The organism is Lichenicoccus sp. (assembly GCF_965276875.1).
GTDB lineage: Bacteria > Pseudomonadota > Alphaproteobacteria > Acetobacterales > Acetobacteraceae > Lichenicoccus.
Genome location: NZ_OZ255701.1, coordinates 3897442 through 3918836 on the forward strand (window position 1 = coordinate 3897442; position 21395 = coordinate 3918836).

A 21395-nucleotide genomic window follows, 5' to 3' on the forward strand; every position below is an offset into this window, starting at 1 on the left:
CCGATCAAGAGAGCCATGCAGGAGACCGCCCATGTTCGACCGAGACCTCGACTGCCTGACCGCGTCCGTGCTGCCGGAGGCGGCCGGTGCGCGCCTCATCCATACTGTGACAGCGGAGTCGCTGCGTGCGACCGCAGCAGAGCTGGGGGCGGAGGCCTGGATCCAGCAGACCGGGTTTGCGGCAGCATCAGGCGCGGTGGCGCTGCTGCCCGGACCGGATGGAGTCGCGGCCGCCCTGCTCGGGGTTGGTGCATCGCCCGGCCCGGACGCCTATGCGCCGCTGGCGACGGCGCTGCCGGCTGGTGTGTGGCGGTTTGCGTCCGCGGCCGCGTCGGAGGAAGCCGTGATTGGCTTCTGTCTCGGCGCCTACCGGTTTACCGGGTTGCAGTCCGGCGACGCCCCGAGACAGCCGACCCTGGTTGCGGATCCGCGGAGCCTTGGGGCGGCGCAGGCGCGGGCGGTCTGGCTGGCGCGCGACCTGATCAACACGCCGGCGAACCTGCTCGGCCCGCGCGAACTAGCCGAGGCGGCGGCGGCGGTCTGCGCGGGGTTCGGCGCGCGCACCACGATCGTCGCAGGCGAGGCGCTGGCCCAGGGTTATCCGGCGATCGCGGCGGTCGGAGCCGCATCGAGCCGGCCGCCGCTTGTGTTCCGGGCGGAATGGGCCGGCGCGGGTGCGGATGCGCCGCTGATCTCCCTGGTCGGCAAGGGGGTCTGCTTCGATAGCGGCGGCTACGACATCAAGGGTCCGGCCGGGATGTTGCACATGAAGAAGGACATGGGTGGTGCCGCGATCATGCTGGGTGTGGCACGTCTGATCATGGAACGCGCCTTGCCGGTGCGGCTGGAACTGCGCATCGGCTGCGTCGAGAACAGCATCTCCGGCGCGGCCATGCGTCCCGGCGACGTGATCGCAACCCGCAAGGGCCTGTCTGTCGAGATCGGCAACACCGACGCCGAGGGCAGGCTGGTGCTGTGCGATCTGTTGGCCGAGGCCTGCGAGCAGGCGCCCGCGATCCTGCTCGATGCCGCGACCCTTACCGGGGCCGCACGGGTGGCGCTGGGGCCCGATCTGCCGGCGCTGTTCTGCGACAATGAGGCACTGGCGTCGTCCCTGCTGGCCGCGGGCAGGGACGCGCATGATCCGCTCTGGCGATTGCCGCTGCACACGCAATACGAGTCCTGGCTCGCCAGTCCTGTCGCCGATCTGAACAATGTTTCATCGAAGCCGATGGCGGGTGCGGTCATCGCCGCATTGTTCTTGCGCCGGTTCGTCGCACAAACAGTCAACTGGGCACATATCGATACATACGCCTGGAGCGATACGAGCCGCCCGGGACGGCCGGAGGGCGGCGATGCCCAGGGATTGCGCGCTGTTTTCAAAGGTTTGTTGCCAATGATTCATGTTTGAAAACGAAGAAAACGTGTCGGTAACGTAATTGCGACTGAACTTATTCATTTCTCGCGTCTATAAAGGGTTGCGACCACGCCGTTCGAACATGCCCACTCGATCATGTGTGGAAATTTCGGCACGCCGGATTGCCGGTGCCGCCAACCAGAAGCGCCTCGTAGCCAACGAGGTCATGACGTTGAAGAAAGGATATCTCATGGCTCAGCCATCCGCTTCCGACCAACTCGTCGGCACCCTGCGCGACACCGTCGTCTCGATGGTCCGCCGTGACGGGCCAGACCTGTCCGCACGCCAACTTGGCGTGTTCCTGACCTGCTACCTACAGGAGGGGGCGCATACCGTGCGCGGTCTCGCCGCCGAGCTGAACGTCTCTAAGCCCGCGATCACCCGTGCGCTCGACCGGCTCGGCGAACTCGACCTCGCGCGGCGCAAGGTGGACCCGATGGATCGCCGTTCGATCCTGGTGCAGCGCACGCTCAAGGGTGCGGCCTACCTGCGCGAGCTGCGCTCGATCATGTCCGAAGCTTCGACGGCGGCCCGCAAGAGCGGCCATGTGTCGGCCGAGACCGGGTCGCGCCGCGCCGCCAGCTGATCCGGCGCCGCACGTTCGCTTCTGCAACTGCTTGCCTTGTCAGACGATTAAGGCACGTTTCCGGCGGCCGCGGCTTGCGGTCGTCGGCCATCGTCGAAAGGAACGCACCATGCGGATGGCTACCTTTGCCGCCAGTCTCGCTCTCTGCTCCGCGCCAGTCTTCGCCGTCAGTGCCGCGGCCAAGACCGACGGCCCCGGCCCGATCGACGGTCACGTCGTCATCACCGCCCAGGCGGCGGATGTCGGCGTCGGTTTCACCTGGGGCAGCGGTATCCTGAAATATCACGGCCACACCTACCATTTCTCGGTCAAGGGCGTGGATGTCGCCGCCGTCGGCTATTCCAAGGTCGTTGGCCATGGGAGGGTCTACAACCTCCACCATCTACATGATTTCGACGGCACCTACGCCGCGGCCAACGGCGAGGCGACAGTGGGTCAGGGTATCGGCGGCCGCTATCTGAAGAACGGCGCCGGCGTCGGCATCCGCATCGACGACGTCACCCACGGCGCTCGTCTTTCCGGCGCCGCGCAAGGTATTCAGCTCGAGCTGTCAAAGTAACGATCTGTTATGGGCGAGCGGGTGTTACGGCCCGCCGCCTACCAGCGGCCGATCCCGGCAGCGCGGGCGCGGCGTACCACCACCATCGTCCAGGCAAGTTGCGGCAGCACCATCAGGAGCATCCCGCTCAGCAGGGACAATGCTTTGTGGGTTATCGCGAGGCCGAGCACGCCCCCCCAGGTCACGAAGCCCCAATGTAGCGCCGCCACCGCCGGGGCCGGGATGCCGCTGCGGAACGCCACCTGATAGAGATGGCCACGATGGGCCTGCCACACGGCGTCTCCCGCGAGCAGTCTGCGCCCCAGGGTAAAAGCAACATCGTAGAGAATCCCGCTGAGCAGCAGCGGCATGATCGCGGCGCCATACAATGTGGGCCGGGCGACACAAAGGAGCCCGAAAGCCGCGACGGCGAGACCGGCAGCCTGGCTGCCAACGTCACCGAGAAAGATCCGTGCGCGCGGCATGTTGAACGGCAGGAAGCCGAGCAGTCCGGCGGCGAGCAGGCAGCCGCCATAGCCGACGAGCGTGGCGGGGTCGGGTAGGCCTACGAACAGGCAGGCCAGCGCCATGCTGCCGGCGGCGAGGCCATTCAGCCCGTCGATGAAATTCAGCGCGTTGGTAACGAACAATAGCCAGGCGAAGCCGACCGCCACGCCGACGGCACCGCCGGGCAGCGGGCCGATACCGGCAAGCACCAGCCCGGCCGCAACGGCCTGCGCGATGAGCTTCACGAGGGGATGAAACTGGCGCAGGTCGTCGAGCCACGAGACCAGCGCCAGCAAGGCGACGCCGGCCAGGAGGGCGGCGAGGGTGCACCAATGCACGTCGCCATGCCACCATCCCGCCAGCGGCAGGCCTAGCAGGAAGGCGGCGATCACGCCGACGCCCCCCCCCTTGGGCGTCGGACGATCGTGCGCGCTGCGCGGCCCCGGCGTGTCCAGCACCGACACCCGGATCATGGCCCGGACCAGCACGGCACAGAGCAAGCCGGCCCCCAGGCAGAGCAGTGATAATCGTACTGGCCATGCAGACGTCCAGGGGAGTGCCGAATCCACCAGCGTGGGCCCTCCTTCTAGCGGCAAGCCGGCTGGGCTATAGGCGTGACGTGATGGACCCGCAACGCGCCGAACGTCCGCGATCTGATCGCTCGACCGATACCCGGGGCAGGGTGCGCTCGCTCAGCCGTATCCTGGTCAACATGGCGCTCGATGGTGCGGCCGCCGGTGCCGCCGCACCCATCGCGCGCTATCTCGCCGATCCGGGTGGTGGCCTGATCCACCCGCTCTGGTTCATTGCCAGCGGCGTCATCACCCTGCTGGTCGGCGGTGTGCCGTTCAGGATGCCGCTGCAATATTGGCGTTTCTCCGGGGTCGGCGACCTGTTCGGCATCGCCGGGGGTGCCGCGGTCAGTGCCGCGCTGTTCGCGCTGCTGTTCCATCTCACCGGCTTTGCGTTGCCGTCCGTGACGTTTCCGGTGATCCTGGCGATGACCTTGCTGATCCTGCTCGGGGGCTTGCGGATCGGCTATCGGCTGTCGCAGGCCAAGCGGGTGCGGCTGTCGGCGTCGGCGATGCAGCCGGTGTTGCTGGTCGGCGCCGATACGTCGGCGGATTTGTTCCTCAGCGCCTTGCGTCGGGACCGCGCCTCGACCTTGCGTATCCTCGGTCTGCTGGCCCAGGGCGGTCATCAGCGGGGACGGCGGATACAGGGACACCGTATCCTCGGCACCGTACGCGAAGCCGGCGCCGTGCTCGACCGGCTGATCGCCGACGGACGGACACCGGCGGCCCTGGTCGTCACCGAGCCGGAGTTCCGCGGCGAGGCGCTCGGCGCGCTGATCGAGACCGCGGAGAGCCGCGGCATCGCCGTGCGTCGCGCTCCGAACCCGACCATGCTGGCGCCGGCCGACCGGGTCGAATTGCGTCCGGTGGCGCTCGAGGATCTGCTCAACCGCCAGCAGGTGCCGCTCGACCGCGACGGCATGGCGCGGCTGGTGCGCGGGCGGCGGGTGCTGGTGACCGGGGCCGGCGGCTCGATCGGCGCCGAACTCGCCCGCCAGGTGGCCTCGCTGGGCCCAGCGCAGCTCGTGCTGCTGGACCATGGTGAATTCGCGCTGTGGCAGATCGACATCGAGCTGGCCGAGAGCGCGCCGGGTGTGCCGCGAGCCGCGGTGCTCGCCGACACCCGTGACGCCGGCCGGATGAACGCGGTGTTTGCGGCGCAGCGCCCGGAGCTGGTGTTCCATGCCGCCGCCCTGAAGCATGTGCCGATGGTCGAGCTCAATCCTTGCGAGGGGCTGCTCACCAACATCGTCGGCACCCGGCAGGTGGCGGACGCCGCCGAGCGCGCCGGTGCAAGTGCCATGGTGCTGATCTCGACCGACAAGGCGGTCAATCCGAGCAGCCTGATGGGCGCCTCGAAGCGAGCGGCCGAGATGTATGGCCAGGCGCTGGACATCGATGCGCGTCGGGCCGGCACGGGGATGCGGTGTGTGACCGTGCGCTTCGGCAACGTGCTCGGCAGCAACGGCTCGGTGGTGCCGCTGTTCAGCCGACAGCTTGCCCGCGGCGGGCCGCTCACCGTCACCCACCCGGAGATGCGCCGCTATTTCATGACCGTGCCGGAGGCGGTCGGCCTGGTATTGCAGGCGAGCGTGCTCGGCGTGGCTTCCGAGCAGGCGCCGGTGCAGTTGCGCGACGGCGGTATCTTCGTCCTCGACATGGGCAGCCCGGTGAAGATCGTCGATCTCGCCCGGCAGATGATCCGCCTCGCCGGGCTGCGGCCGGACCAGGATGTGGCGATCCGTTTCACCGGCCTGCGTCCCGGCGAAAAGCTCGCCGAGGAGCTGTTCCACGGCCGCGAGCCGCCGGTGCCGACGCGCCATCCCGGCCTGCTGATGGCGACCCCGCGCACTGCCGATCGCGCGGCCGTGGCCGTTGCCATCGGCGGCATCGAGGCGGCCTGTCGCGACGGCGATGCGGCGCGCGCCATCCGCCTGCTGGCAGGCCTGGTGCCGGAGTTCGCGCATAATCCGGAGGGGTCCGAGGACCTCGCAAAAGTCAACAGCAGTCTGGAGCGCGCGGCACCTTGAGCGAACCGATCGCCTTCCTTGATCTCGCCGCCCAGCAGGCGCGTATCGCCCCCGCCTTGCGTGCCCGGCTTGAGACGGTTTTGTCGCACTGCCAGTTCGTATTGGGCCCGGAAGTCCGCGCGCTCGAACAGCGGCTCGCCGACTATTGCGCAGCCGCGCACTGCGTCGGTGTCAGCTCCGGCACCGACGCGTTACAGATCGCGATGATGGCCGAGGGGATCGGCCGCGGCGATGCGGTGTTCCTGCCGGCGTTCACCTACACCGCCACCGCCGAGGTGCCGCTGCTGCTCGGCGCCACCCCGGTGTTCGTCGATGTCGATCCGCGGACCTTCCAGATCGACGCCGAGGCCCTGCGCGCGCGCATTGTCGCGGTGCGCCGCGCGGGCAGGCTGCGGCCGCGCGCGATCATCGGTGTGGATCTGTTCGGCCAGCCGGCGCCGTGGCCGGCCCTGCGCGCCATCGCCGCCGAGGCCGGGTTGTTCCTGCTCGATGACTGCGCGCAGAGCTTCGGCGCCAGCCTGTCGGGCCGCAGGCTGGGACGCGAGGCGGATGCCACCGCGATCAGTTTCTTTCCCTCGAAGCCGCTGGGTGGCTATGGCGATGGCGGCGCGCTGCTGACCGACGATGCCGACCGTGCGGCACTCTATCGCTCGCTGCGCACGCACGGCGAAGGCGAGACCCGTTACGAGGTGATCCGCACCGGCGTCAACGGCCGGCTCGATACGCTGCAGGCGGCGGTGCTCCTGGCCAAGCTCGACGTGTTCGACGAGGAACTCGTGCTGCGCGAGCGGATCGCCCGGGCCTACGATGCCGGCCTTGCCGAATGCGCCGTGGTGCCGGCGCGGGTGGCGGACAGCGACAGCGCCTGGGCGGTCTATTCGGTGCTGCTCGCCGATGCCCACGCCCGCGACGCGGCGCAGATGCGCTTGCGCGCGGCCGGCGTCCCGAGTGCGATCTATTATCCGCGGCCGCTGCACGACCAGCCGGCCTATCGCGACCATCACGACGGCAGTCCGCTACCGGTGTCCGAGAACCTGTCCACGCGCATCCTGGCGCTGCCGATCCATCCCGACCTCGACGAGGCCTCCGTCGCGCGGGTGATCGCCGCCTTTGCGCAATAAGTGACACGACAAGAGGTGCACCTCGAGAGTGGGCGTCAGCACCTCTTCGATCCATTGCATGAATGCGCGGACGCGGCGCGACAGGTTGTTTCGATGGGCTATCACGAGGGACATGTCGAGCGGGTCGGGGCGGAAATCCGGGAGAATTCGACCAATGCTCCGCTCTCGAGATGTCGGCGTATTCCTGTATTAGAGCGACCTGCCGGTCGGTGCTCGAGACCTCCAACTCCCATTTGGGAAGGGCGGCCATGAAGTCCGGCAAGGCCGGCACGATGATCGTGCGGGCCAGTTCGGTTGGCAGATCGACCCGAAGGCGCCCATGCAGTGCTACGCGATCTCCCGCGAACATCGAATGCAGGTCGTCTACCTCGGCCAACAGGTCGCGCGCGCGCGTGGAACGCTCGTCCGTCTTCCGTTAGCTGCACGCTGCGCGTCGTCCGGTGCAGCAGCCTCACGCCAACATCTTCTTCCAGTCTGCGAACCGCGGTCGAGGCCCTCCCCTTTTGAATGCCCAGGCTGTCGGCCGCGCGTGTGAAGCTCCCGGTTTCAGCGACCCTTATGAAAACCAGGAGGGGCTCAAGATTCTGCATGGCGGCGGCTATTGATCCCCGAACGGACAACAATGCGTTCGCATTTTCGGCGGTTTATCACAAAAGCGAAGCACGGTATTCCTCGGGCAGGCAGCGCTGGCGGTTGCATCGTCAGCCCAAGGAGGCGCTATGACCCTACCCGGCATCACCACCGCAATCGTCTATCATTCAGGCTATGGGCACACGAAACGCATGGCGGAAGCTGTCGCCGGAGGTGCTGCCGCTTCGCTGATCGCGATCGACGCTGAAGGCAACATCCCGGAGTCTGGGTGGGAAACGCTCAACGCCGCGGACGCCATCATCTTCGGCTCGCCGACCTACATGGGCGGCCCGAGCTGGCAGTTCAAAAAGTTTGCCGACACTTCTTCAAAGCCTTGGTTTGAAGACAAGTGGAAAAACAAGATTTTTGGCGGCTTCACCAACAGCGCCAGTATCAATGGCGACAAGCTGAACACGCTACAATACTTCGTTCTGCTGGCCGGCCAGCACGGCGGGATTTGGGTCAGCCTCGCCATGAAGCCGGCAAACGTCAAGGCATCCAGGCGCGACGATCCGAACAGGATGGGCTCATATATCGCGCCGATGGCGCAATCGGACGCGGATGCGGCGCCAGGCGACATGTCGGCGGGCGACCTTGAGACCGCTCGGCTTTATGGCGTCCGTGTCGCGGAAATCGCCAGCCGTTTTTCGGCTGTAGCGAGCGCCTCAGCCTCCACCCGATAAGGCCATGCGCGGTTGAGTGGCCTCTCATACCAGCCGCCCTCCCGCGCGACCGGTATCAGAGTCTTCTTTCGCGCGTGGCCGCCCCGCCAACCCCACGCGCATACCGGTCGGCCCGGAGGGCTGCCGGTATCAGGGTTCGCCTTGCGCCGGGAGCGCGCGTGCCTTTATTGTATGAGTAATCCCGCACGCGTGCGACCGAGAGAGACCCTCATGCCAGACAGCCTCGAGACGAGAGCCAAGCCGCGCCTGCGTTCCCGCGCCTGGTTCGACAACCCGCACAATCCGGACATGACGGCTCTGTATCTCGAACGCTACATGAATTTCGGCCTGTCGCAGAAGGAGCTGCAATCCGACCGGCCGATCATCGGCATCGCCCAGACCGGGTCTGACCTGTCGCCGTGCAACCGCCATCACATCGTGCTGGCCGAGCGGCTGCGCGAGGGTATCCGCGAGGGCGGCGGCATCGCCATCGAGTTCCCGGTGCACCCGATCCAGGAGACCGGCAAGCGTCCGACCGCCGGGCTCGATCGCAACCTCGCTTATCTCGGCCTGGTCGAGATCCTGTACGGCTATCCCATCGACGGTGTGGTGCTGACCATCGGCTGCGACAAGACCACGCCGGCCTGCCTGACCGCGGCGGCGACGGTGAACATCCCGGCGATCGCGTTTTCGGTGGGCCCGATGCTCAACGGCTGGCATCAAGGCGAGCGCACCGGCTCTGGCACCATCGTCTGGAAGGCGCGCCAGATGCTGGCCGCCGGCGAGATCGACTATGACGGGTTCGTCAAGCTGGTCGCCTCCTCGGCGCCGTCGACCGGCTATTGCAACACCATGGGCACGGCGACGACGATGAACTCGCTGGCCGAGGCTTTGGGCATGCAGTTGCCGGGTGCGGCGGCAATCCCGGCGCCCTATCGCGACCGCCAGGAATGCGCCTTTCTGACTGGCCTGCGGATCGTCGAGATGGTGCGCGAGGATCTCAAGCCGTCGCAGATCCTCACGCGCGAGGCGTTCATTAACGCAATCCGGGTCAATTCCGCGATCGGCGGCTCGACCAACGCGCCGATCCATCTGAACGCGCTGGCTCGCCATGTCGGCGTCGATCTGCCGATCGAGACTTGGCAGACCGCCGGGCGCGACATCCCGCTGCTGGTCAATCTGCAGCCGGCCGGCGAGTATCTCGGCGAGGACTACTACCATGCCGGTGGCGTGCCGGCGGTGGTGCATGAATTGATGGGCCAAAGGCTGATCCACGAGGACGCGCTGACGGTCAACGGCCGCAGCATCGGCGAGAACTGCCGCAATGCGACGATCCAGGACGACCGGGTGATCCGCCCCTACGACAAGCCGCTCAAGCAGCGTGCCGGATTCCTGGTGCTGAGCGGCAATCTGTTCGAGTCCGCGATCATGAAGACCAGCGTGATCTCCGACGCCTTCCGCGCCCGCTATTTGGACGATCCGAACGATCCGGAAGCCTTCGAGGGCCGCGCGATCGTCTTTGACGGGCCGGAGGACTACCATGCGCGCATCGACGATGCGGCGCTCAACGTGACCGATTCCGACATCCTGGTGATGCGCGGTGCCGGACCCGTTGGCTATCCGGGGGCGGCGGAGGTGGTCAATATGCGGCCGCCGAACTACCTGATCACCAAGGGTATCGAGGCGTTGCCCTGCATCGGCGACGGCCGCCAGTCGGGCACCTCGGGCTCGGCGTCGATCCTCAACGCGTCGCCCGAAGCCGCCGCCGGCGGCAATCTCGCTGTGCTACGCACCGGCGACCGGCTGCGCGTCGACATGCGCCGCGGCCGGGTCGACATGTTGATCGACGACGCCGAGATCGCGGCGCGCCGCGCGGCCTTGCAGCAAGCCGGCGGCTTCGCCTATCCCGCGAGCCAGACGCCTTGGCAGGAGTTGCAGCGCTCCGTGGTTGGCCAACTACAGACCGGCGCGGTGCTGGAGCCGGCGATTGCTTATCAGCGCATTGCTCAAACAAAAGGTCTGCCGCGCGACAACCATTAGGGGTTTTAGCGGGTCAGCGTAGCCTGAACCCCGGCATGGTACCGGAAGGGCTGCTCCTCGATACGAGACCGTTTCCAACGCTCGCTTGCTTTCGAAGTTGGGGGTGCAGGGTATGCCAATGGGAGTCACAGGGTGACTACCTCGCCAAGTGGTGCTACATCATGTGCCTGGCCGAGGCAGGGCGTCGGCGCTGACGGGGACGGGTGATGGAGCTTTCGATACGTGAGGTCAAGGCACGCTTTGCCGAAGCGGCGGGTGCCGCGTCGCGTGGCGAGCGGGTTGTGGTGACCCGGCATGGTCGACCTTTCGTCGAGCTGGTGGTGGCACTAGGCGGGTCGGGCATGGATTTTGAGAAGGCTGCCCGTGTCCGCCGTGATCTTGGCTTGGACGGTCTGACGGTCGGTTTGCCGCCCGATTTTGATGATCCGGCGTTCAGCCGGCAGGTGCTGGGCCTTGAGGATTGAGGCTGCTGCTTGATACGCATATCGCGATCTGGGCAGTGCTTGCTCCTGAGGCGCTGACGCGAGCCGAGCGCCTACAAATGGAAGAAGCCGACGCGCCGCTGGTGCTTTCGGCGGTGGTGGTGTGGGAACTCAGGCTGAAATGGCACAGCCTGCACGTCTCCGGGGCACGCAAGGGTGTGCTTGAACCGGCCTCAATGGTAGCGTTCGCCACGGCGATGGCGTGGGAGTTGTTGCCGCTGACCGCGCGCCATGCGGCAGCACGGCTTGCAACACCGCTCGCCCACAAGGATCCGTTCGACGAATTGCTGCTTGTCCAGGCGCAGGAGGAGGGAATGCGCTTGGTGACCCGCGACGCAAGGCTCACGGCCCACCCATTCGCGGCTGCCTAACGAATGGATTCTCAAGGCTAGCCTTGAGCGGGTGCAGGGCAGAGCCCTGCTGCTCAGACCGACGTAACCCCATGCAGCGTAATAAGGGCGCCGTCGCTAAGGTGCAGAACCGTGCTGCCGCCGGTCTGGGTGGCGCTGGCGATACCGGCGATGATGTGGTCGGTGCCGGGGCGGTAGCCGTAGATGTCCATGGTGCCGCTGGTAGCGCTGAAGCTGTCGGCCTGGCCGGTGCCGCCGAAGATTTGTGCGTTGCCGGCGCTGACGATGTTGGCGAAGCCGCTGCCGGTGTCGGCGATCGAGGTGCCGGAGAGGTTGACGACGTCGAAGCCGGAACCGAGGAAGAAGGTGTTGGTGCCGATGGCGTTGCCGCCAATGAGGGTTTCGTTGCCGGTTCCGGCCACAAAATAATCGCCGCCATTGCTGCCGCCGGTGAGGCGGTCGCCGTTGCCGCCGGCGTCGAGCACGGTGCCGAGCCCGGAATTGCTGCCGGTCAGCAGGTTGTTGCCGGCCGCACCGCCTTCGAACCAGCCGCCGCCGGCGGCGGCACTGATGGTGGCGGAGCCGGCGCTTTCGATGACGTCGGCGTAGCCGGTGCCGCCGGTATATTGGGTGGGGCCGCTGCTGAAGATGGTCTGGTTGGCGCTCGCACCGGTGATGGTGGCGGCGCCCGCCAGCACCAGCGTGCCGCCGCCGGCTGCGTAGTTCAGCGCGCCGCTGCCGCCGAACACGGTGGTGGCGGCGGCGCCGCCGGTGATGGTGGTGGCGTTGGTGCCGAGGATGAATTCGTTGTTGCTGCCGTTGAGTGCGACGGTGCCGGCGGCGCTGCCGAACGCGAAGAAGCGGTTGGCATTGCCGGTAATGGTGTCGGTGGCGCCTTGCGCGAGGCTGCTGATGATGTTGGTGTTGCCGACGACGGTGAAGCCGTTGCGGTTGTCGGTGAGATTGTTGTTCGAGCCGGTGATGGTTTCGACGGCGCTGGCATCGGCGACGACGACACCATCGGTCTGATAGCGGGCGACGGTGTAGAGTGGGGCGGTGGTGCCGGTGAACACCTCGGTGTAGAGCAGTTTGCCGCTCAGATCGCTGATTGCGGCGGTCTCGTGCCCGACGCCGGTGTAGGTCAGGGCATAGCTGTCGGTTTTGGTGTTGATCGTGCCGCCGGTCAGCAGGCCGGCCGCGTTTTCCTGGATGGTGCAGGCGGTGACGGTGGTGGGGTCGATGCCGAGGAAGTTGCGAGCACCGGCGCCGGTGTAGCTGGTCCAGTAGGTCGACAGGAAGGTGCCGCCGAGGATCGGCGTGTTCCAGAACTGGCTGGCGAGATAGCTCTTCGCCTGGCCTTCGTCGTGGATGGTCTGCAGCAGCTTCAGTTCGTCGGTGTCGCGGGTGAGGTCGCCGGCCGGATTGAACAGGCCGAGGCCACCGGCCATGTCGGAGGGCACCGGGTTTGAGGCCAGGCTGGCGTCGATCTGCGCCTTGATCTGCGCCTGGTCGTAGGACGAGGTGCCTTCGCTGGCGAACTCGGTCAGGGTCGCCTGATCGGAGGAGTAGGCGCCGAGTTCGTTCTGCACGTAGATCGGGGAGAGCGTCGGATCGAACCAGTGTCCGAGCTCGTAGCCGAGAATGCCGACGAAGACGGACGCCGGGGTGACGCTGTCGTAGGGTGCGGTCAGGCTGCCGCCGGCATAGGACAACTGGCTGTCGTTGTAGTTGGCGAGGCCGGTGAAGTCGATGACGTCGGAATGATAGGAGCTGTCCGCGCCCTCACCGGTGTTGTTGGTCAGTTGGACGACGGTCTGGCCGCCTGAGACGTCCTTGGTTGCGTCGAGCTGCTGGATTTCGGCGACCAGCAGCGGTGATCGATTGATGAGGTTGCAGGCATCGGACAGGAAGTTTGGGTTGTCGGCGTTGAACTGCGGGAGGACAGCAGAAAATAATGGGTCGTTGACGGAAATAGGCACGTCTGGTGTCCCCGGACTCGTTCTGAGGGACAACGCATATCTCAAAAATGCGCGTCATGAAAGGAACGCCTCGGCGGTGCGCAGGCTGAGCGCCATGATGGTCAGCGCCGGGTTGGCGGGCAGGGCGCTTGGGAATACAGAGTTGTCGCAAATCCATAAATTCGGGATGTCGAAGCTGCGGCCGTGCGGGTCGACCACGTTGCGAGCGGGGTCGTGTCCCATCCGGCAGGTGCCGATGGTGTGAGCGGCGCGCTCGAAGGTCCAGATGTCGGTGGCCCCCGCCGCCTGCCAGATTTCGGTCAGTTTTGCTGCCGCGTGCCGGCTCATCGCGCGCTCGTTCTCGCCATAGCTGAACCACACGCGCGGCTTGGGCAGGCCGGTCGTGTCGGTCTCGTCGGAAAGCTCGAGAAAATTGCCGTCTGACGGGAGGCATTCGCCGTTGATGCCGATCCCGGCGGTATGGTTGTAGCCGTCGATGGCGCGGGTGAGGGCCTGGCCGAACAGGCCGCGGCCGCGGGCGAGCTGCATCGCCCAGGTGACCGGGACGATGCCCAGGCTCTGGACCAGGTAGCCGCCGGCGAAATCGGCGTCGGGGGCGCGGATCAGATCCTCGGTGATCAGCGAGGCCGGAAAGCCCTTATTGGGGCGCATCTCCGGCTCGAAGGTGCCCCAGACCTGGGTGGCCACGTGCGCCATGTAATTGCGGCCGACCTGTCCGCTGGAATTGCACAAACCCAGATGCAGCAGCAGACGCGGCGTCTCGATGGCACCGGCGCAGACGAACAGGGCCGCGCATTTCTGCCGGTAGTCGCGGCCCTGGTGGCGATAGGCGACGGCGGTGACGCGGCCGCTTCTGTCGCGCAGGATGTCATGGGCAAAGCAATCGGGACGGATTTCGGCGCCGGCGCGGACGGCGCGCGGCAGGTAGGTCACGTCCATCGAGGCCTTGGCGCCGACCCGGCAGCCCTGGTGGCAGTGGCCGCAGTTGATGCAGGCGTAGCGCATGGCGCCGTCCGGCTGGACGGCATCGCGCGACAAAGCGGCGACCGGCGCCTGGGTGCTGCGGATGCCGAGTGCGTTGCAGCCGGCCTGCATCATCTGCGCCGGCGCGTTGAGCGCCACAGGCGGCATCGCATAACGGCGCGTTGGGTCCCATGGATAATGCGCGGGTCCGCTGACGCCGATATCGGCCTCGGCGCGCACGAGGAACGGCAGCAACTCGGGGTGGGTAAGGGGCCAATCCTCGCCTACGCCAAACTCCGCGCGGATGGAGAGGTCGCGCGGGTCCGGGCGCGGTGTGTAGGCGCCCCAATGCAAGGTCGAGCCGCCGACTCCGGTGCCGCTGTTGTTGGCGCCGAACGCTTCGCCCGGCTCGCCGGCGCTGAGACGCTCGCCCAGCCAATAGAGGTCGGCGGCGGCGATCTCGTCGGCGGCGAACTCCTCCGGCTCGCGGTTGCTGCCGGCCTCCAGCGCCACCACACGCAGACCTGCCTCGGCCAGCCGCGCGAGCAACGGGGCGGCGCCGGCGCCGGTGCCGATGACCACGGCATCGACGATCTCGTCGCGGCCATGGCGGGCCATCGCATCGAGCTTCACGCCGGCAACTCCGCTGTCGGCTCCCACTCGTCGCGTTCGCCGGCGAGGGTGCGCACGAAGCCGGGCTTTGGCTCGCCGTCGCCGCCGTAGCCGATGCCGCCATAGCCGATGCGCGACAAGGTCGCGGGGTGCGCGACGTAATGGCGCACCGCGGCGGCGCGGACATCCTCGAACCAGAGCCGCATCCCTGCTGCATCAAACGGCGCGTCCGCGGCTCCGGCCTCGCTCGCGGCGATGCGGTGCAGCAGCGCGTCCTGGCGGCTCGCGTTGAAAGCGGCGAAGCCGCCATCAGCCAGAATGTCGAGGCTGCGCAGTCCAGCGCGGTAGGCGAGCAGGTCCGGCGGCAGACGCGCATGGCGCCAGCCGTCGCCGGTGCCCTCGGCGAGTTCGCGGTCGATGCATGCCGCGAGGTCGATCAGCGCCGGGCCCGGTTGCGGCAGCACGCGCGCCATGACCGTGCGCAAGGTATCGCGCTCGGCGACCGTGAGGGCCGCGGATGCGTCGTCGTTGGGGGCAATGCGCGCCAGCAGGGCGGCGCGGGTGCGCGTGCTGACCCGGTCGGAATGCAGCAGCCGCCAATAGGTCTCACTGATGCACGCGGGGGGTGGGGCCGCGTGCTCGGCGATCAGCCGGGCAACGTCCGCGGGACGCTCCAGCGGCAGCAGGTGTCCAGCGCCGTCGAGCACCACCAGGCGGGCATCCGCGAAATGCCGCGCGGCGAGGGCACGTTGTGCCGCCGGACCGAGATCGCCGTCCTCTCCGCCTGCGATCAGCAAAGTAGGGGTGCGCAACACGCCGATGCGTGACGTCCAGTCCTCGCGGCTGCCGGCTTCGAGCCATGCGGCCCAGGCCTCGGGATGGGCGCGCAGCACGTCGTCCACCGCCTGCCGCGTAGCCGCGCCCTGCAGCGGTGCGCCGACATTGCGGGCGATGAAGCGTTCCGCCTGGTCGCGGCTGGTCTGCGCGGAGCCGGCGAACCAGCCCAGCATTTCCTGTCGCACGGCTTCGGCCATCGGCTCGGGGCCGGGCGGCGAGCCGGCCAACAGCACCAGGCCGACGAGCCCGGCGAGACCCGGCTCGCCATCCTCGGCGCGTCGCGCCAGGCAGGCCGCGATCTTGGCTCCCATACTGTGTCCGGCGATGAGCCAGCGGGCGGGCGCGCGTGCGAGGATCGTCTCGACAACGCAGCCGGTCATTTCAGTGACCGAGTAGCCCAGGCTGGCGGCGGCGTCACCGAACCCGGAGAGATCGACCGTCACGCAGGTGACCGTGCCGTCCAGATGCCGCGCCACCGCATCCCATTCTCGTCCGCTGCCGCCAAGGAAATGCAGGCAGAACACGGTTGTGGGATTGCTTGACGATGACATGCGGGCGGCGGCCTCCTGGACGGCTGCCGCATCTGGTGACGCAACATCGGCGATCAAGCGCCGCTCCTGAGACGGTGATGGTCGCTTCAGCCAGGCGGCAGCGGCGTGCAGGCGACCGCGGCGGCGCGCGCCAACACGATCATGCGACGCGCCGCGACCGCGCCGCCGGCCATCTCGCCGGCGAGATGGGCGAGCAGCGGGGTGCTCAGTGCCGCGTGCGCCGCGCTATTGACCGCGACCTCGGTCACCGCCGCGGCACTGGCCGCGAACGCGGTGCGACGCAGCAGCGACAACGTCCCGAACAGTCCCGGCCGCAGCCCGTACACCGCCGCCACCTGGCGGATCAGCCGCAGGCCGCGCCAGCTTATCAGCAGCACCACCAGCGCCGGCGCGGGGGCCGCCGCCATGCCGGCGACCACCTGGAGTGCTGCCCTGCGGCCGAGCGCGTCGGCACGCGCGCGCAAGCCGGCCTCGATCCCGGCGCGCAGCAGCGGCACGATGGCATCCGGATCGTTCAGCGCGGCGAGCGCCGGGGCGACGCGGGCTGCGTCCTCGTTGGGTCCGAGTCGGGCGAGCCAGCGCCTGGCCGCGCGGGCGCGCGCCTGCGCATCGTTGCCGGCGAGATCGCGATGCAAGGTGTCCACGGCGGCCAGCCGCAGCAACCCGCGCAGCTCGCGCGCGATCCCGAGCAGGATGAGCCCGAAGCCGGTCGCCGCGACCGCGAGCGTGAGCCAGCCGAGCACCGGCGAGCGGCGGAACTCGTCGGCGACGAAATTGCCGGTTTGCAGGCCGGCAAGCCCGATCGCCAGCACCGCGAAGCCGCACAGCGCCAGCACCGGCATACTCCAGGCGGGCATGCTCCAGGCGGGGCGCTCCGGCAGCGGCACGGAGGGCTCTATTGCCTCCAGCCGGTCTGCACGGCCGGATTCGCGTTCTATACGAGGGGCAGGGTGGGGCGCCACGCGCGGCTCGCCAATGGTCAAAGGACATCCTCCAGCAGGAACCCGAGCAGCTCCGCGATGGCGAGGTTGGGCACACGGTCCGCGTGCAGCCGCATCGGCTCGAAGCGCGGCAAGGTGAGGAAGGGATGCGTCCAGAAGCCGGCATCGGGCGGCCGGTCTGGCACCTCGCCCGGGTAGGAGCGGGTCATCGTGGTCTCGCCGAGCACCCGTCCGCGCACCGCCGAGACCGGATGGCCGTCGAGGGTCCAGACGAAATCCTCGGTGCAGCGTGCGGCGGCGACGGCAAATGCCGCGGTCTTCGGGCCGCCCGCGATACCGGTCATGGTGCGCATCAAGCCCGCGAGGTTGCCGCGTTGCCGTTCGGCGACATGGTCGGCCTTGCTGGCAATGAATGCGACCCGCCGGATCACGCGTCCGGGCCTGCGCAGCTTTGCCAGGCTGGCCAGCGCCTCGCGCCAGGAGCCCTGCCAACGCAGCGCCGACGCTGCCGCCGAGAGCGAGGCGCGCACATCGGCAAAGGCGAGCGGGCCGGCCTGCAGCGCGCTGAGCAGGTCGGCCAGCACCACCAGCCGGTCGACATCGCCAAACAGCGGCGCGACCAGCCCGTCGCGTACGGCATCGACATAGGCGTCGTAGCGGCGCGCCAGCAGCCGGTGCAGCCCGCCGGCACCGCGGGCGGGAAAGAACATCTCCCAGGGCGGCGGCGCGCCGGGAGCGGGCATCAGAAAGCGTCCGGGCTGCAGCATCGACAGGCCGGCCTCGTCGCGCAGCCGTTCCAGCAGGCGGCGATACAGCCGGTGCCCGGCTTCGGCGAGGCTCTCGTCAAGTGCCGCGTTGGCCGGCAGGCCGGTGCAAAAGGCCAGGAAGTCGCGGGCCAGCGGCGCCAGCGCCGGCTGCTGCAGTCGGGCCAGCGTGTCGGCCGACCAGTGCTCGTAGGATTGGGCGACCAGCGGCAGGTCGAGCAGCCACTCGCCTGGGTAGTCGAGCAGTTCCAGACGCAGCCGCCGCGGCGGCAGCGACGGCGTGCCGAGTTCGAGATCGATCGCCAGCAGGGCGACCGCGTCGGTGCGCTCCGGCCAGCGCGGCGGATCGGCGGCGAGCGCGGCCAGGTGGCGCGCCTGGTCGAAGCGCGGGATCGTCGCCGCCCCCGTCGGCGCCAGCCGGGCCGAGCGGATCGCACCCCCGACTGCATTGGACGCCAGCAGGCTGGAGGCGAGCGAGGTCAGCAGCACCGTCTTGCCGGAGCGCGCGAGACCGGTGACGCCGATCCGCAGCACTCTGGGCCGTACGTAGTCGAGCGGGCTGCGGATGCGGGGGATCTGCGGTTGCACGTCGCTGGCGTCTCCAAGTCGAAATTCGTCTTCAAACGATAACGTTAATGACCTTCAATGTTTCAGCGCCAAGCCATAACAACGGCGCGGCCCCGTCACTGCTTCAGGAACCCATCCATGTCGCGTCGCTTTCGCCTGAACAGTACGAGCGCTGTCGCCGCGGCGGCCTTTGTCGTGCAGCCGCTGGTTGCTTCGTGCGGGCAGCCTGCAAGTGATCTCGCCTCGCGAAATCCGTCCGATGCAAGCATGGTCGTGCTGGCGCCGCCGTCGAGCAAGGCGGTGTCGGCGATGATGCATTCGCCGACCAGCGAGCCGGTGCTGTCGCACGCGGCCAAGCTCGCCTTGCTGCGCCGCAAGGTGAAATACGTGTTCGTGCTGTTCCAGGAGAACCGCGCCTTCGACATGCATTTCGGCACCTATCCGGGCGCGCGCGGCCTGTTCAGCAAGCCGATCGACAAGACGCCTGGCTTCGAGCAAAAGCTGGTCGACACCAACGGCAAGGTCGGCACCATCTCGCCGTTCCTGATGCCGGCCACCGTCACCAACGTGAACGGCAGGACCGTGCAGATCTACCCGGCCGACACCGCGTCCGTCGACCACTCGCATACCGGTTACCTCAACAGCCTCGATTTTGCGCGCAAGGTTGCGCAAAACGACCGCTACGCGCTGAACGAGGAGGGCCTGACCACGAATGCGCAGGGCAGGATCGTCTCGCTGAAGACGGGCGTCGCGGCCACCAGAAATCCGACGCTCGTGCAAAAGCAGATGGGGGAAGTGGTGATGGCGCACGATGATTGCGGCACTGTGCCGTTCCTGTGGCGGTTCGCGGATCATTTCACACTGTTTGACAACATGTACCAGACCATCATCGGACCCTCGTCTCCGAACGCGATTGCGATGATCGCGGGCCAGTCCGGCGTGACCCAGTGGGCGCTGCATCCGCGGGCCGGCGGCAACAAGACCAATCCAATGGTGGCCCGGAGTGGCGTTGAGCCGGTGGTCACCGACGCTGGCCCGTACGCCGGATCGAACTTAGATGTCACCCCGAACAAGCCGCCCTATGGCCGGAACCACATATCGGCGGCGACTCCGTCCCTCAACCAGACCTATGCAACCCTGCCGCTTTCCTTCATGGGCCGGGCGATCGGGACCACCGTGCGGTCCGATCTCAATCCGGCCCTGGACCTGCTGGATGTGCAGGACGATATCCGCGCCATTGCCAGCGACAAGGTGGCGCCGACCAACTGGGGTTGGTACCAGGAAGGCTACGACCTCGAGCCGACCGACACCAGCGGCACGCCGACGCACGACACCTACATCACCCACCATAACGGTCCGCAATATTTCGGCTATGTCGGCGACAACCCGAAAGTCGTTTTAAACCTGCACGGGCTCGGCGACTTCTACAGCGATGTCGCGGCGCAAAAGCTGCCGGCCAAGGGCGGCGTGTTCTACGTACGGGGCGGCTACGGCAACAATGACGGCCTGGCTCCGATCGACCCGAACCCGGCGGTGCGGGCGGCGTTCGAGGGGAACGACGACCATCCGGGATACTCCGATACGCAGATCGCGGAGTCGTTGCTGGCCGACGCGGTCAATGCGATCGCCGCCTCGCCATACTGGAAGGACAGCGCCATCATCATCACCTACGATGAGACCGACGGTTTTTACGACCAGGCGCTCCCGCATATTCGCCAGCTCGATCCCGAGGGCAATCCGCTCTCCGGCGGCCCGCGCATCCCGCTGATCATCATCTCGCCGTACAGTCGCGCGCATGCGATCAGCCATGAATATGACGAGCACAGCTCGGTCATCAAATTCATCAACGAGCTGTTCGGCCTGACCCCGCTCGCCGACCTGCCCGACGAGGTGAAGGGACGCAAGCTCGGGAGCCAGGAGTTCGGCCAGGGCGGCCTCGAGCCGGACGACGGCGCCGACAGCGAGGCGGGAGACCTGTTCTCCGCGTTCGACAATTCGCGCCTGACCGGCGATATGCGGCCGCTGCCGGCAAGCTATGCGGAAATCCCCGCCTTGATCGTCCACACGCTGCCGCATTACGGCGGCCAGGGATGTGCCGTGCTGAACATCACCCCAACCGACTACGCAGCCGGCAAGCTGATCGATCCGGCGCCGTCGGACTTCAATCCGCGTCCGCGGACCACGCCCGGCATCCCGACCGCGGCAAGCTGGACACCGTGATCCGCCGGCTGGCTCTGCTCGCATGCGTGGTGCCGTTTGCGGCGCAGGCGAGCCCGTCGCACACCCTCGACGCCGCGCGGGCGCACCACGCGCTGGCTTGCGGCGTCGTCGTCGAGCAGGAGGATTTCACCAAGACTGACAGCCACGGCGATCTGTCGGTGTTCTCGTCGCAAATCTGCCGCGCCATCGCGGCAGCGTCGCTTGGCGATGCAAACGAGGCGCATCTGGTCGGGTTTCCCGACGATCCACACGGGATTGCCGCACTCCGCATGGGCAGCGTCGCGGTTCTCGTCGGCACCACGCCGAATGCGGCCAGTGAGACGCTCAATCATCTGCGCTTCTCGCCGACCCTGTTCATCGACGGTCAGGGGTTCCTGCTGCCACGCAGCCTGCACGTGCACGATCTCGCGGGCCTGCGCGGACATACCATCTGCTTCCTGTCGGAGACGCCGGCGGATGGCGGTCTCGCCGCGTGGCATCAACACGCGGGCATTGGTCTCATGTCCGACCCTTACGAAGAGGCGGGCGAGATGGAGGCGGCCCTCACCGCGGGTCATTGCCAGGCGATCACCGCGGATGTGTCGACGCTCGCCAACATGCGCGCGGCTTTCCACGGGCGCGTCGCGGACTTCGAGATCCTTGCCCAGCGTATCACCTATGACCCGTTCGCGGCGGCCACGCGCGCGGATGACTCCACCTGGACCACCCTGGTCGCCGATGTCGTGACCGCCCTGATCGAAGCGGACCAGGACGGCATTACCCGCGGCAATCTAGCACAGGCCGAACAGCTTGCCCAAAGCAGCACGGGGTCCTACGCCCGCCGTCTGCTCGGCCCGACCCCGGGGCTCGCAAGCCTGCTTGGCCTGCGCGATGGGTGGGCAGCACGGGCACTGGCCGTGGGCGGCAATTACGGCGAGATCCTGGCCGCCACCACCGGCCCCGGCAGCCGGCTCGATCTGCCGCCAGGGCCGAACGCGCTCTGGAACGCAGGCGGTCTGATCGGCGCCGCCGCGATTGAGTGAG

At 67.7% G+C, this 21395-nt stretch carries 18 protein-coding genes; 11 read left to right on the forward strand and 7 right to left on the reverse strand.

Annotated features, from left to right (window positions below; all coding sequences use genetic code 11):
- Positions 1 to 31: 31 nt before the first annotated feature.
- The 3 genes from ACQY4K_RS18870 to ACQY4K_RS18880 all read left to right on the forward strand — a co-directional run bounded on the left by ACQY4K_RS18870 (position 32) and on the right by ACQY4K_RS18880 (position 2562).
- Entirely contained in the window at positions 32 to 1411 is a 1380-nt protein-coding gene (locus ACQY4K_RS18870) for a leucyl aminopeptidase family protein (protein WP_428391732.1), read from the forward strand.
- A 196-nt stretch (positions 1412 to 1607) separates the two neighbouring features.
- Positions 1608 to 2003, forward strand: a complete 396-nt coding sequence (locus tag ACQY4K_RS18875) for a MarR family transcriptional regulator (protein ID WP_428391733.1) — start codon at positions 1608 to 1610, stop codon at positions 2001 to 2003.
- Between the two features lie 109 nt (positions 2004 to 2112).
- Positions 2113 to 2562 carry a hypothetical protein gene (locus tag ACQY4K_RS18880; protein WP_428391734.1) on the forward strand — a complete coding sequence of 150 codons (450 nt, stop codon included), beginning with the start codon at positions 2113 to 2115 and terminating at the stop codon, positions 2560 to 2562.
- 38 nt (positions 2563 to 2600) lie between these two features.
- Here ACQY4K_RS18880 and ACQY4K_RS18885 read toward each other — a convergent pair whose 3' ends face one another.
- Entirely contained in the window at positions 2601 to 3617 is a 1017-nt protein-coding gene (locus tag ACQY4K_RS18885) for a glycosyltransferase family 4 protein (protein WP_428391735.1), read from the reverse strand.
- A 53-nt stretch (positions 3618 to 3670) separates the two neighbouring features.
- Here ACQY4K_RS18885 and ACQY4K_RS18890 point away from each other — a divergent pair, with 53 nt between their 5' ends.
- Both ACQY4K_RS18890 and ACQY4K_RS18895 read left to right on the forward strand, forming a co-directional pair.
- Positions 3671 to 5653, forward strand: a complete 1983-nt coding sequence (locus ACQY4K_RS18890) for a polysaccharide biosynthesis protein (protein ID WP_428391736.1) — start codon at positions 3671 to 3673, stop codon at positions 5651 to 5653.
- The gene (locus ACQY4K_RS18895; protein ID WP_428391737.1) at positions 5650 to 6774 is read left to right on the forward strand and encodes a DegT/DnrJ/EryC1/StrS family aminotransferase; all 1125 of its coding nucleotides are present in this window, start codon (positions 5650 to 5652) and stop codon (positions 6772 to 6774) included. The genes ACQY4K_RS18890 and ACQY4K_RS18895 overlap by 4 nt, the downstream gene beginning before the upstream one ends.
- Positions 6775 to 6875: 101 nt before the next feature.
- Here the strand turns inward: ACQY4K_RS18895 and ACQY4K_RS18900 are convergent, their stop codons facing one another.
- On the reverse strand, positions 6876 to 7364 hold the full coding sequence (locus ACQY4K_RS18900; protein ID WP_428391738.1) for a LysR family transcriptional regulator: 489 nt from the start codon (positions 7362 to 7364) through the stop codon (positions 6876 to 6878).
- Between the two features lie 129 nt (positions 7365 to 7493).
- Between ACQY4K_RS18900 and ACQY4K_RS18905 the strand changes: the two genes are divergently transcribed.
- The 4 genes from ACQY4K_RS18905 to ACQY4K_RS18920 all read left to right on the forward strand — a co-directional run bounded on the left by ACQY4K_RS18905 (position 7494) and on the right by ACQY4K_RS18920 (position 10959).
- The gene (locus ACQY4K_RS18905) at positions 7494 to 8087 is read left to right on the forward strand and encodes a flavodoxin family protein (protein ID WP_428391739.1); all 594 of its coding nucleotides are present in this window, start codon (positions 7494 to 7496) and stop codon (positions 8085 to 8087) included.
- Positions 8088 to 8297: 210 nt separating this feature from the next.
- Positions 8298 to 10106, forward strand: coding sequence for an IlvD/Edd family dehydratase (locus ACQY4K_RS18910; RefSeq protein WP_428391740.1), 1809 nt, complete (start codon positions 8298 to 8300; stop codon positions 10104 to 10106).
- A gap of 206 nt (positions 10107 to 10312) precedes the next feature.
- Positions 10313 to 10570, forward strand: a complete 258-nt coding sequence (locus tag ACQY4K_RS18915; protein ID WP_428391741.1) for a type II toxin-antitoxin system prevent-host-death family antitoxin — start codon at positions 10313 to 10315, stop codon at positions 10568 to 10570.
- Positions 10567 to 10959 (forward strand): type II toxin-antitoxin system VapC family toxin, encoded by a 393-nt coding sequence (locus ACQY4K_RS18920; protein ID WP_428391742.1) that lies wholly within the window; start codon positions 10567 to 10569, stop codon positions 10957 to 10959. The genes ACQY4K_RS18915 and ACQY4K_RS18920 overlap by 4 nt, the downstream gene beginning before the upstream one ends.
- A gap of 53 nt (positions 10960 to 11012) precedes the next feature.
- On the opposite strand, the gene ACQY4K_RS18925 is transcribed toward ACQY4K_RS18920, so the two are convergent.
- The 5 genes from ACQY4K_RS18925 to ACQY4K_RS18945 form a co-directional block, all read right to left on the reverse strand.
- Positions 11013 to 12917: a beta strand repeat-containing protein gene (locus ACQY4K_RS18925; protein ID WP_428391743.1), complete on the reverse strand. Its 1905-nt coding sequence runs from the start codon at positions 12915 to 12917 to the stop codon at positions 11013 to 11015.
- Positions 12918 to 12971: 54 nt separating this feature from the next.
- Entirely contained in the window at positions 12972 to 14513 is a 1542-nt protein-coding gene (locus ACQY4K_RS18930) for a GMC family oxidoreductase (protein WP_428391744.1), read from the reverse strand.
- Positions 14510 to 15937: an alpha/beta fold hydrolase gene (locus ACQY4K_RS18935; RefSeq protein WP_428391745.1), complete on the reverse strand. Its 1428-nt coding sequence runs from the start codon at positions 15935 to 15937 to the stop codon at positions 14510 to 14512. The genes ACQY4K_RS18930 and ACQY4K_RS18935 overlap by 4 nt, the downstream gene beginning before the upstream one ends.
- Positions 15938 to 15966: 29 nt before the next feature.
- On the reverse strand, positions 15967 to 16767 hold the full coding sequence (locus ACQY4K_RS18940) for a DUF697 domain-containing protein (protein WP_428391746.1): 801 nt from the start codon (positions 16765 to 16767) through the stop codon (positions 15967 to 15969).
- A gap of 92 nt (positions 16768 to 16859) precedes the next feature.
- On the reverse strand, positions 16860 to 18173 hold the full coding sequence (locus ACQY4K_RS18945; protein WP_428391747.1) for a YcjX family protein: 1314 nt from the start codon (positions 18171 to 18173) through the stop codon (positions 16860 to 16862).
- Positions 18174 to 18290: 117 nt separating this feature from the next.
- On the opposite strand from ACQY4K_RS18945, the gene ACQY4K_RS18950 reads away from it, so the two are divergent.
- Positions 18291 to 20372 (forward strand): phospholipase C, encoded by a 2082-nt coding sequence (locus ACQY4K_RS18950; protein ID WP_428391748.1) that lies wholly within the window; start codon positions 18291 to 18293, stop codon positions 20370 to 20372.
- Complete coding sequence (locus ACQY4K_RS18955; RefSeq protein ID WP_428391749.1) at positions 20369 to 21394, forward strand: hypothetical protein; 1026 nt, start codon at positions 20369 to 20371, stop codon at positions 21392 to 21394. Before ACQY4K_RS18950 ends, ACQY4K_RS18955 begins: the two co-directional genes overlap by 4 nt.
- Position 21395: the final 1 nt, after the last annotated feature.